The 11,025-nt window shown below is 70.6% G+C and carries 10 protein-coding genes; 6 read left to right on the top strand and 4 right to left on the bottom strand.

Annotation, left to right across the window (positions count from 1 at the left end; all coding sequences use genetic code 11):
* Nucleotides 1–140 precede the first annotated feature (140 nt).
* From ACWF94_RS21140 to ACWF94_RS21130, 3 genes are all read right to left on the bottom strand, one after another.
* The gene (locus tag ACWF94_RS21140; RefSeq protein WP_453490421.1) at nt 141–431 is read right to left on the bottom strand and encodes a hypothetical protein; all 291 of its coding nucleotides are present in this window, start codon (nt 429–431) and stop codon (nt 141–143) included.
* Nucleotides 432–1,436: 1,005 nt separating this feature from the next.
* Nucleotides 1,437–2,477 (bottom strand): hypothetical protein, encoded by a 1,041-nt coding sequence (locus ACWF94_RS21135; RefSeq protein ID WP_453490419.1) that lies wholly within the window; start codon nt 2,475–2,477, stop codon nt 1,437–1,439.
* 185 nt (nt 2,478–2,662) lie between these two features.
* The gene (locus ACWF94_RS21130; protein WP_453490416.1) at nt 2,663–2,860 is read right to left on the bottom strand and encodes a hypothetical protein; all 198 of its coding nucleotides are present in this window, start codon (nt 2,858–2,860) and stop codon (nt 2,663–2,665) included.
* Nucleotides 2,861–2,884: 24 nt separating this feature from the next.
* Here ACWF94_RS21130 and ACWF94_RS21125 point away from each other — a divergent pair, with 24 nt between their 5' ends.
* A complete protein-coding gene (locus ACWF94_RS21125; protein WP_453490413.1) occupies nt 2,885–3,112 on the top strand; it encodes a hypothetical protein in 228 nt (75 codons plus the stop codon).
* A 371-nt stretch (nt 3,113–3,483) separates the two neighbouring features.
* Here the strand turns inward: ACWF94_RS21125 and ACWF94_RS21120 are convergent, their stop codons facing one another.
* The gene (locus tag ACWF94_RS21120) at nt 3,484–3,972 is read right to left on the bottom strand and encodes a hypothetical protein (protein WP_453490410.1); all 489 of its coding nucleotides are present in this window, start codon (nt 3,970–3,972) and stop codon (nt 3,484–3,486) included.
* 425 nt (nt 3,973–4,397) lie between these two features.
* Between ACWF94_RS21120 and ACWF94_RS21115 the strand changes: the two genes are divergently transcribed.
* The 5 genes from ACWF94_RS21115 to ACWF94_RS21095 all read left to right on the top strand — a co-directional run bounded on the left by ACWF94_RS21115 (nt 4,398) and on the right by ACWF94_RS21095 (nt 11,000).
* Nucleotides 4,398–7,421 carry a LuxR C-terminal-related transcriptional regulator gene (locus tag ACWF94_RS21115; protein WP_453490407.1) on the top strand — a complete coding sequence of 1,008 codons (3,024 nt, stop codon included), beginning with the start codon at nt 4,398–4,400 and terminating at the stop codon, nt 7,419–7,421.
* 282 nt (nt 7,422–7,703) lie between these two features.
* Nucleotides 7,704–9,440, top strand: a complete 1,737-nt coding sequence (locus ACWF94_RS21110) for an MFS transporter (RefSeq protein WP_453490404.1) — start codon at nt 7,704–7,706, stop codon at nt 9,438–9,440.
* An 18-nt stretch (nt 9,441–9,458) separates the two neighbouring features.
* The gene (locus ACWF94_RS21105; RefSeq protein WP_453490401.1) at nt 9,459–9,980 is read left to right on the top strand and encodes a hypothetical protein; all 522 of its coding nucleotides are present in this window, start codon (nt 9,459–9,461) and stop codon (nt 9,978–9,980) included.
* 179 nt (nt 9,981–10,159) lie between these two features.
* A complete protein-coding gene (locus ACWF94_RS21100) occupies nt 10,160–10,357 on the top strand; it encodes a hypothetical protein (RefSeq protein ID WP_453490398.1) in 198 nt (65 codons plus the stop codon).
* Nucleotides 10,358–10,529: 172 nt separating this feature from the next.
* The gene (locus tag ACWF94_RS21095; RefSeq protein WP_453490395.1) at nt 10,530–11,000 is read left to right on the top strand and encodes an SHOCT domain-containing protein; all 471 of its coding nucleotides are present in this window, start codon (nt 10,530–10,532) and stop codon (nt 10,998–11,000) included.
* The last annotated feature ends 25 nt before the right edge of the window (nt 11,001–11,025 follow it).

The raw sequence follows: 11,025 nt of genomic DNA, 5'->3' as shown, positions 1-11,025 counted from the left end.
GGCCAGCAGATCGCAGGTCCGGGGATCGCCCCGGAAGTTCGAAAAGCCATTCTCCTAAAGCGGGTGTCGCAGGTTCGAATCCTGCCGGGGGCACAACGCACCAAGCCGCTGACCTGGGGTTTATCCCCCAGGGAGGCGTTCTATTCGGCCTCGGACTCCCCGTCCGGGGCCGTTTGTGTGAGCGGTGCGTGAGCGGACAGAGAGTTGATCTCCCGATTTTCTCCCAACGGATCGGCATCGTTCGGCACGGACTCCGGGCCGAGCTTCTCCGCGTCGTCGACCTCGGACTCCGCCTTGGGAGCCGTGTTCTCGGCGGTGATGGTGATCGAGGAGTGGCCGAGCATCTCCTGGATGTCCTTCAGGTCGGCTCCTGCCGCGTGGGCCAGGATCGCCGCGCCGTGGCGCGTGGACGGAATCGCGGACAACCTCACACGGCGACTCGTCGACCCTCAGCAACGCGGAGCATTGGCCTGCTACGTCCGCGACACCCTGCGGGACTGCGTGACCAACGCGCGGAACCAAGAGCGCCCGCACCTGATCGGTCAAGAACCACCCGCCATCCTTGATCGGTTGGAGGAAACCCTTGCCGACCTGTACGCAGTCCTGGCGGAATTGGCCTGGGGCACCCTGGACGAGAAGAAACTCAGGACGGCAGCGCGGACCGCGCCTTCCGCGCGCGCCCGGGCGGCCGAACTCGCCGACAAGACCGCCGGCGCACGAGCGGGCGCTGCCCAGCACAGGCTTCAGGCAGATACCGAAGCCGCAGGGCTCTCTGTTCAGCTCTACGCTCGGCCGCTCCCGGCTGCCGACGCCACGTACTGGCCTGCCACTGAGTTGGCGGTAGGCGTGGAGCCCGACGAGCTCACTCGATGGCCAGCAGCGCTTGAACAGCTGAGCACTCTGATGCGTCACCACCTTGTGCCGCAGGGCAACGCAGTGCAGTCCTGCTCGTGCCCTTCGTCGACGGCAGACCGATCAGGCTTCTCGCGCGCCAACTCCAGACGACGTTGTGGCCTGGAATCGACCTCTTTGATGCCTGGAGCCACGCACTGCCTGGGGCCCATCCGACTCCTCTCATCGATGCTGTTATCGATGCGCACCAGTCTCTCCAGACTCTCTCCGGCCTGGCGTATCGGACGACTCTGCGAGAACCCCAACCGCTGCACCAGAGCATCGCGGATCAAGCCGCAGGACTGGTCAGAGCCGCGAAGATCTGTACCCAATCCCACTCGTGACACGTCGTGTCGGACCGTCCGCTCACGCATCGCGCACGCATGGAAGAGGTGTGAGATCTCGCTGCCTCCGCGGCGGCCGAGGGGCATATCTTGGCCGCCACCGACGACTGTGAGTGCCCGGAAGAACAACTGGGCGGCACCTGCGATTGCGGGTTGCGGTTGCGCTGTGATGGATCGGAGGAGGCTGGAGGCTGCCGTGCGTCAGGCGGGATCGTGCTCCTTCCAGGCCAGCACCTGGGCCGTCTCCAGGGGCCAAAGACGGTCCCTGTTTCTGTCGGGGCGGCGAGCCTCGGCCTCCTGTACGTACTGCTCGTGCCAGCGCACCTGTTCTCGGTGGAGCCCGGGGCGGGACAGGCGTCCGATGGCGGGATGACAGGCCGCGATCACCTGCGCGAGGACGAGTGTGGTCTCGGCGTCACAGGAGGGATCACCGGGGCGGTCGTGCGGGATGCCGTACCACTCGGCGACCGCTTCTAGGGCGCGCCCACCGGGGCGGAAGGGTTCGGCGTGTCGGTCCAGGACCAGCGGGTCGCAGATTGGTGACACGCCGTTGGCCAGGCGATCGGACAATGGTGTGAGTCCATGCCGGAGCAGTTCGGTCTCCAACGTAGTGAGCACGAACGGAGCGTGCCAGACCACCAGCGGTTCCTTCGTTGCCAAATGTTCGGCTAGCGCAGTCGCTAGTTGTTCCAATGCAGGGGACCCAGGCTCCCCGCAGGTGCGTGCATGTTCCACCGAAATGCTGTGATTTTTGCGAGTTGCGACAGACACCGGGCCGGGACCAGGGTCGATGAGCCAGGACCGGTCCGTTCCGTCGGTGATGCGCACGACCGCGCTGAGAATGCGGTCGACGCCGTAGCGGTTGCCAGTGGTCGCGATGTCTAGGGCCATGAGACGGCGTCGATGCCAGCCCGGATGGTGGTGGCGGGGCGGCGGCGCCGGCTCACGGACGTGTTCGCGGTGGTAGACGTCCCATCCGCCGAAGCCGGTCTTCACGAGCGCTCCGAGCCTCGCCGGAACGATCGATCCGCAGACCTCGCACTTTCCGTCTCTCTGGTTGGAGCGCAATGCGGAGGCATCCGATGTGGTGCCGTCCGAGTCGGGTGTCGGTGCATGAGCCGGGTGGTAGACCACCCAGTTGCCCCACACGCTCCGGAGCAGCACGCCAGCCTCGGCCGAGACGTCCGCGCCGCACCGAGCACAGCGGCCAGCGTATTGGTTGACCCGTACCGAACTGTTCACTACCTCACCTCCATGGTGATCTAACACCGGAGCAGAGCGTGGTACATGCTTCTTGGATCGATATGAGTAGCGCACTGCCCCAGCACGATGTCTTTGTGGCCGGCAAGCATTGAACAGTCTCCGATTCATGGTGCTCCACCGTTGGGTTCGGTGAGGAGCTGCGCCACACGGTCGGGATCGAGGTCTCATTGCAGGGTGACCGTCGTCACGCTGTCCAACAGTTGGTAGTCGTCCGTTGGATGATCGGTTATGCATTGAGCGATCGAGACAGCGTAGTTCGTTACCTCCGAACCTTGGCGAGCTGAGTCCTCGGCGAACTCGACCTCCACCCTGCGAGCGAGGGAGTTGAGGAAGTCCATGACCTTCTCGACGACCGTGTCCACGGGGCGGAGTTTCGTGATGGTGCGGTGCGCCTGCTGGAACTGGTGCACACGGACGGCCAGATGATCACCATGGCGCGCGACATGCTGAAAGCGGCCGGCCTGCATGGGCACAAGTACGCCATCGACTCCGTTCTGGCGGCTGTGGCCGGGCTGGAGGCCGGGCGGGGAGTTCAGGCGACCGTCTTTACCTCAGACACCGATGACATGAATCAGCTCCTCGCGGGACACTCCGTTCGCATCGAGAAGGTCTGACGAGACGCCGCGACGCGCACACGGCCGACACTCCGGTCGATGTGATCTGACCCAATGGAACCGACCCGCAAGCTCCCTGACGCCGGGCGTTCGCAAGCTGGCCTCCGCGCGGCGTCGGCCCTCCCGGAGGGACGTCGCGGAGGGACGTCGCGGAGGGACGTCGCGAAGGGACGTCGCGAAGGGACGTCGCGAAGGACGGGGCGGGACGCGGACCCTCCGCCCGGGGGATTGCGGAGGACCCTCTGCCACTACCCCCAGCCTGGCACCCCGATCCGGCCATCGAGTGGGTGTCGATGGCCAGGAATCTCCTAGCTACCCGATTCCGTGCCCACCCCGTAGACAGAGCCAGCGCCGTCCGGCGGGGGTGTTGGTCAGACGGTCCGGAGGTAGCGGGCCACGGTGTCGACGTAGTCGTCGTGAGCGCGTGTCGCCTCCTCGCGTGCGGCGTTGAGCGCGGCGGGTGTTGTGCCGATCGTCCCGCGTATCGCGTGGGTTTCGCTGACCATGCGGTTGGCGGCGGCGCGTACCTCATCGTCCTGGATGAGGAGGCGTAGTGCGGTCAGGGGGCGGGTCGAGGCCGCGCGGGTGCGGCGGCCCTCTTCGGCGAGTTCGGTGTCTCGGGCGCTGCCCGCCTCCAGGTGGTCCAGTCGTTCTTTGCCCCGCTGCCAGAGGGCTCGCCGGTGGTCACTGACGGCGGCGGCCAGGTCCAGGGCGGCGGCGGCCTGCGCTGATCGGAGCGCCTCGCCGCGGGAGGCGGTCACCGCGGCGCGAGTCGCCCGCTCCTGGAACCGACCGGTGATGATGGAGCCGAGCAGGGTGCCCAGGACCGCGATGGCGGCCGTGATCAGCGCGATGTCCATCGCACCATCATCCCGGCGAGGTGGCCGGGGTGGCCGGGGTAGTGCCGACCTCGTGGGTCCAGTGCTGGAAGTCAGGACGGGCGGGCAGGACGGGCGGCGGACTGGGGGCGCGGTCCGGTCCGGTGCAGTGTGTTCCGGTGCGGTGCGTGTAACCCTGCCGGGCCGGTACGACGGCGATGGGCCCGATGTTCCGACGGGGGCGGGCCACCGAGCGCTCCAGTCAGTCAGTGCCCGCCGCCGGTTACTCACCGTGGCGGCGGACCGTGCCGACCTGAGTGCGTGGGTCCGGGGGCCGCGGAGGGTGTATGGCCTGGTGAGAGGGGCACTGGGGGGTGTGTGTCGCGCGTGGGGGAGGGAAGGCTGGGATGCTGGGTGAGGGAGCGCTGGCGATGATCTGATCCTGACGGACAGTGGTGGTGAGCGCCGTGGCAAGGACCGACGAGTACGCGGCGGGGCCGGCCCATCCAGCCGCTCCGTGGACGGATCCCCTGGGGGACCCGTTTCTGCGCACCCGGATCGCGCTGCCGACGAGGCCGGCCACGTTTCTGCGACGGCAGCGGCTCGTGCGGCATCTCGACCGGGCCTTCCGGACGCCCCTGACGCTGGTCAATGGACCGGCCGGGGCGGGCAAGACACTGCTGGCCGCCGACTGGGCCGCCGGCCGGGGGGCGGGTCCCGGGCAGTCGGTCGCCTGGCTCACCGTCGAGGCGGGGGACCGGCGTCCCGGGGTGTTCTGGGCGTACGTGATCCGGGCCCTGCGCGGCTGCGGAGCGCGGGGCCCGGGGGGCGCGGGCAGCGCGGGCGGCGCGGGCGGGTTCCCGGCGGAGGCGGCCAGGGTGGACCGCAAGCTGCTGGCGGCGCTGGCCGCCGAGCTGAACGAGCAGGAACGGCCGGTGGTGGTCGTACTGGACGAGTACGACCGGGTGACCGCCCCGGAGATCGCGGAGCAGTTGGAGTTCGTGCTGCACCATGCCGGGCGGGGGCTGCGCCTGGTCCTCGTCACCCGTACGGAACCGCTGCTGCCGCTGCACCGGTACCGGGCGTCCGGCGAGCTGACGGAGATCCGCGCGGCGGAGCTGGCCTTCACCCCCGAGGAGGCCGCCGCGCTGCTGGAGCTGCACGGGCTGAGCCTGCCGGTTCCCGCCGCGCGCGCCCTGGTGGACCGCACCCGGGGCTGGGCCGCGGGGCTGCGCCTGTGTGCGCTGGCCGCGCTGGAGAGCGCCGACCCGGAGGTCTATCTGAAGGAGTTCGAGGCGGACCGCAGCACGGTCGCGGACTTCCTGCTGGCCGAGGTGCTCAAGCGGCAGCCGCCGGAGACACAGGACCTGCTGCTGCGCGTCAGCGTGCTGGAGCGCTTCTGTCCCGAGCTGGCGAACGCGCTGACCCAACGGACCGACGCCGAACCCATTCTCATCTCGTTGCACCGGGAGAACGCGTTCGTCGAGCACCTCGGGCACGCCTGGTACCGGCTTCACCCGCTGTTCGGGGAGATCCTGCGGGCACATCTGCGGGTACGCCTGCCGGGACTTGAGCCCGAACTCCACCGGCGGGCCGCGCGGTGGCTGCGCCGTTCCGGCTCCCTCCCGGAGACGCTCGCGCACGGTGCGGCCTCGGGCGACTGGGACTTCACCGCCGGTGCCCTCGTCGGCGATCTGGCCATCGGACAGCTCTTCACCGGGCCGCGCTCCGACGATCTGGCCCAGTTGTTCTCCCGGATGGGGCCCGAGGCCACGAGTCCCGCGACGGATCTCGTACGGGCGGCCCGCGAACTGTCCCGGTGCGACCTCGACCGCGGAACGGCCCACCTGCGCCGGGCCCAGGAGGGTCTGGCCGCCGACACCCCCGGCCCGGCGACCGGCCCGGCGACCACCGACCCGTCCCCAGACCCGGCCACCGGCCCGTCCCCAGACCCAGCCACCGACCCGGCCCCAGACCCGGCGGCTGCCCGGCTGAGCTGTGCGCTGCTGGCGGCCCTGGCCGCCCGGCTGACCGGTTGTCCCGGACAGGCGGAACAGGCCGCCGCGACGGCCGATGAACTGCGGCACGAGGTACCCGCGCACCTCCTGGACCAGCATCCCGAACTCTCCGCACTCCTGCTGACCCATCTGGGCGCCACCCGCCTGTGGGCCGGGCACTTCGAGGACGCGCGTGCCGCCCTGACCCCGGTGGCGAGCACTCCCGGCGGAGCGGCCACCGCGCTCCCCCGGGAGGAGGCACTCGGGTATCTCGCGCTGATCGACTACCTGAACGGATGGCTCGGCAGGGCGGAGCGCAAGGCGTTGGCAGGGGTGTGCGAGGCGGAACGCTTCAGCCTGCCCCAGCCGTACGGCTCCGGGATCGGCACCGGCATCGACATCGGCATCGGGCGGCTGGTTCTGGCTGCTGTGGCCGTCGACCGTGACGAACTGGACCGGGCGCGGGCCCTCCTCGACGGGACGGCCGCCCGGGTCCGTACGGGGACGTCCGGTTACGGGACGCGGCCCGGTCTGGTGACATACGGACCAGGGGCGCCGGGTCCGGTGACGTCCGTTCCAGGGTCATCCGTTCCGGTGTCAGCCGTTCCGGTGACGTCCGTTCCGGTGTCAGCCGTTCCGGTGACGGCTCAGCCCGTTACGGCTGATCCCGTTACGGCGGCATGGCACGCCATCGTCACCGCTCGTCTCCTGCTGGCACAGGGCCACACACACTTCGCCGTCGAGGCGATGGACCACGCCGTCGCCTCCGCCGTGGTCTCCCCCTGGGCGGCGGGCCACGAAGCGCTGATCGCCTCCGCCGCCCAACTGGCCGACGGACGGCCGGAGAGGGCCGCCGAGCTGCTACGGAACGTGTCCGGCGACCAGCCGGCGTGTGCCGTGGAAGCCGCGCGGATACAGCTCGCCGCGGGTCGGCCAGGGGCGGCGATCGAACTGCTCGACAGCATCCGCTCCGGCGGTGGGACCGGCCCCGCCGTGGGTGTCCGGGCGGCACTGGTGCGGGCCCGGATCGCGGCGGGGGCGGGGGACGCCGCCACCGCCCGCAGACTCGTCGAACAGGCGCTCCTCGACGCCCGGCGGGAACGGTTGCGGCGTCCGTTCCTCGATGCCCGGGCGTGGATACGGCCACTTCTGGCCATGGCACCCCTCCACGAACTGGCCACCGGCTGGCTCACCACCGACCCCTCACGAGGCGAAGAGCCGACCGCGCGACGCGGAGAACTCACCGCGCGACGCGCGGAGCCGACCGCGACGGCCGAAGCGCGGCCCCCGCCACTGGCCGCCGTCGAGCTGAGCGGGCGCGAGCGCGACGTGCTGGAGCGGCTGGCCCGGATGATGTCGACGGAGGAGATCGCCGCCGATCTGTACGTATCGGTGAACACGGTGAAGACCCACCTCAAGAGCGTCTACCGGAAGCTGGCGGTGAACCGTCGCAACGACGCGGTACGCCGCGCGCGCGACCTCCGGCTGCTGTGATGCCCGCGGGCTTGGTGGCCCGAGCCCCGCCAGGCCCCGAGCCCCGCCAGGCCCCGAGCCACGCGAGGCCCGCGTGCCCCGCCCCGTACGCCTCCGCCCCCCCCAAGCCACACGAGCCCCGCCCGTACCCCGCCAGGCCCCCTACCCCGCCGCCCTCCCCCGTCACGGGTGAGGCGCCGGCCGGATGCTTCCGGTGCGATGGGAGTGGCGGCCGGGCGACACACCGGCCGCTGCCCGGTCGGCTCCTCCGGCGTCCCGGGCCGACCCGGCGAGGTGGACACCGTGAAGCACTGGCGGGCGCTGATCGTTCTCGGTACGGCCCAGTTCCTGATGGTGCTCGACACCTCCGTCATGAACGTGTCCATCAGCCGGCTGGTCGAGGACTTCGACACGGAGGTCACCGCCATCCAGGCCGTGATCACGCTGTACGCGCTGGTCATGGCCGCGTTCATGCTCATCGGCGGCAGGCTCGGGGACATCCTGGGACGTCGCCGTATGTTCCTCATCGGGCTGGTCGTCTACGCCACCGGGTCCGCGCTGACCGCGGTGGCCCCCACCCTGTGGGTCCTCGCGCTGGGCTGGTCCGTGATCGAGGGGCTGGGCGCCGCCATGGTGCTGCCCGCGATGGCCGCCCTCGTCGCGGAGGCGTACCGGGGGCGGGACCGGGCCGTCGCGTACGGCGTCATCGGCGGGCTCGCCGGTGCCGGGATCGCGGTCGGCCCGCTGCTGGGCGGCTGGGTGACGACGTATCTCACCTGGCGGCTCGTCTTCGCGGGCGAGGTCGTGGTCGTCGCTGCCGTCCTGCTGTGCCGCCGGGTGATCGCCGCGTCCCCCCGGACCGGTCCGCGCCCCCGGCTGGACGGGGTCGGGGCCGTGCTCTCGGCGGCCGGACTGGGACTGGGCGTGCTGGGGGTGCTGCAGAGCGGCACCTGGGGATGGGTGCAGCCCCGTAACCCTCCCTTCACCGTCCTGGGCTTCGCCCCGACGCTGTTCGTCCTGGGCGCCGGAGTGGCCCTCCTGGCCGTCTTCCGGTGGTGGGAGCGGCGGCGGGAGGACCGGGGCGAGGTGCCGCTCGTGGATGTGTCCCTGCTGGGCAGGCCCGTGCTGCGCGCCGGTCTGCTGACGCTGCTGAGCCAGAACCTGATTCTGTTGGGGCTGTTCTTCACCATCCCGCTGTACTTGCAGGTGGTGCAGGGGTTCGACGCCTTCGAGACGGGGCTGCGGCTGCTTCCGGTGTCCGTCACCATGCTCGCGACCTCCCTGTCCGCGTCCCCGCTGGGGCGGGTGATGGGGCCGCGCCGGGTGGTCCGGCTGGCCCTGGTGACCCTGGCGGCGTCCATCGGGTGGCTGCTGGCCACGATCGACCCGGTCATCGACGACGCGCAGTTCGCCGGAGCCATGGCGCTGCTGGGCGTGGGCATCGGCCTGCTCGCCTCGCAACTGGGCAATGTCGTCCAGTCCAGCGTCGGCGACGAGGAACGCGGCGAGGTCGGCGGGCTTCAGTTCACGGCACAGAACCTGGGTTCCGCGCTGGGCACCGCGCTCATCGGTTCGATCCTCATCGGCGCGCTGGCCAACGCCTTCACCAACCAGGTGGCGGACGACCCGCGGCTGGCCGAGGAGACCCGCGGGCAGGTCGGGGTCGCCCTCGAAGCCGGGATCTCCTTCGTCTCCACGGATCAGGTGCGCTCGGCGGCCGAGGCTGCCGGGCTGCCGCCGTCCGAGGTCGAAGCCGTCACGGACTCGTACGCCTCCGCGCAACTCGACGGCCTTAAGGCGGCGATCCTCGCCACCGGCGGTATCGCTCTCGCCAGTTTCCTGGTCACGCCACATCTGCCGGGTGCCCGCGGGAGCCGTCCACGGCAGCCGGAACCCAATGCTCCGGGCGGGGCGACGGGACCGACCGGGCCGAGCGTGCCGACCGGATCGACCGGATCGAGAGGGCCGACCGGGTCCAGCGGATCAACCGGGTCCAGCGGATCGAGCGGCCCCACCCAACCCACCGGCCCCACTCGCTGAGCCCGAAGGGAGACGCCCGTGCCCAGGACAGGCCCCACCCCGGCCCGGCGAGCGCGCCGTACCGAGCGCCGGGCCCACGCGCACTACACGGGCGGCGTCTACGGGTCCATGCTCGCCGCCTCCGTGGTGATCGGCGCCGGGCAACTGGGCTCGTTCCCGCGCACGGAGCTGGTACTGCTCTTGCTGCTCACCGGCACGGTGTTCTGGATCGCACACGTACACGCCCAGCTCTTCGGAGCGCGCCTGGCGCAACAGCCGCTGGACCGCCGGGTCGTCCTGCACGTATGCCGGGACGAGTGGCCGATCGTCACGGCCTCCTTCCCACCCGCCGCCGCGGTGGCCTTCAGCGCCCTGCTCGGCATGGACGTACTGGGCACACTCTGGCTGGCGCTCTCCGTCGCCGTGGCCGGGCAGGTGGGCTGGTCCATCGCCGCCGCCCGCCGCGCCGGTGCCCCCGGGCGGCTGGTGGCCGTCACCGCCTCGGTCAACCTGCTGCTCGGCCTGGTGATCATCGCCTTCGAGATCGCCCTGAAGCACTGACCCGTCTCGTCCGGGTGCCGGGTGCCGAGTGCCAGGCGGCGGGTGCCAGGCGGCGGGCGGCGGGTCACCTGTACCGGGTGAGGCCCCGGAGACCCCGCCGGGCGGAGGATCGCGGTAAGGGCGCGTCCGCTTCAGGCCGGCCAGCCATCTGCCCCAGGTCGCCTGCGGGAGAACTGCTTATGCGCTACGAGATCCGCGTCGAGGGACATATGTCGGAAACGCTGACCAAGGCGTTCCCGGAGCTGGGGCATGTCGTGATGTCCGGCCAGACGGTCCTGTTCGGCCCCGTCGTGGACGAGGCGCATCTGTACGGACTGCTGGCCCGCTTCCAGTCGCTGGGGCTACGGGTCGTGGAGATGCGGCAGCTACCGGAGTGAGCGGTGCCGGGCGGGGGCTTGCCCGGACGGGCAGCTTGCCCTGAGGGCTCACACACTCACCCGCCTCGGGTGAGGACGTCAGGCCCCTGCCGTGCGCACGCTGAAGACGGCACACAACCGCTTCCGGGCGAGCGCCCCGGACGGAGCACGACGGAGCACAACGGAGGACGGCATGAGCGCGCAAACCAATCTGGCGTACGACTTTCCGCTGCTGAGCACCTTCTGGGCCATGCTCTGGTTCTTCCTGTGGATCCTGTGGATCATCCTGGTCTTCCGGATCGTGATCGACATCTTCCGCGACGACGACCTGAATGGCTGGGCGAAGGCGGGCTGGCTGGTGTTCGTCGTCCTCCTGCCCTTCCTGGGCGTCTTCGTCTACGTGATAGCCCGCGGCAGGAACATGGGCCGCCGGGAAGTGGCCCAGGCGCGGTCGCAGCAGGAAGCCTTCAACACGTACATCAAGGAGACGGCGGGCAGCACCGGCCGGCCCAGCAGCGTCGACGAACTCGCCCGGCTGTCCGAGATCCGCGCCCGTGGCGACATCACGGACGACGAGTACAGCAGGGCCAAGGAACTGGTCCTGACCGGCCACGGTCCGGCCGAGCGCCCGGGACCGGTCTCCACCTCGAAGTCCGAACCCTGACCGGGGGTGCCGGACGGCACAACCG

The organism is Streptomyces sp. NPDC055078 (genome assembly GCF_053607985.1).
The sequence above is the reverse complement of the archived record's forward strand: the minus strand, read 5'-3'. Positions and strand labels throughout refer to the sequence as shown.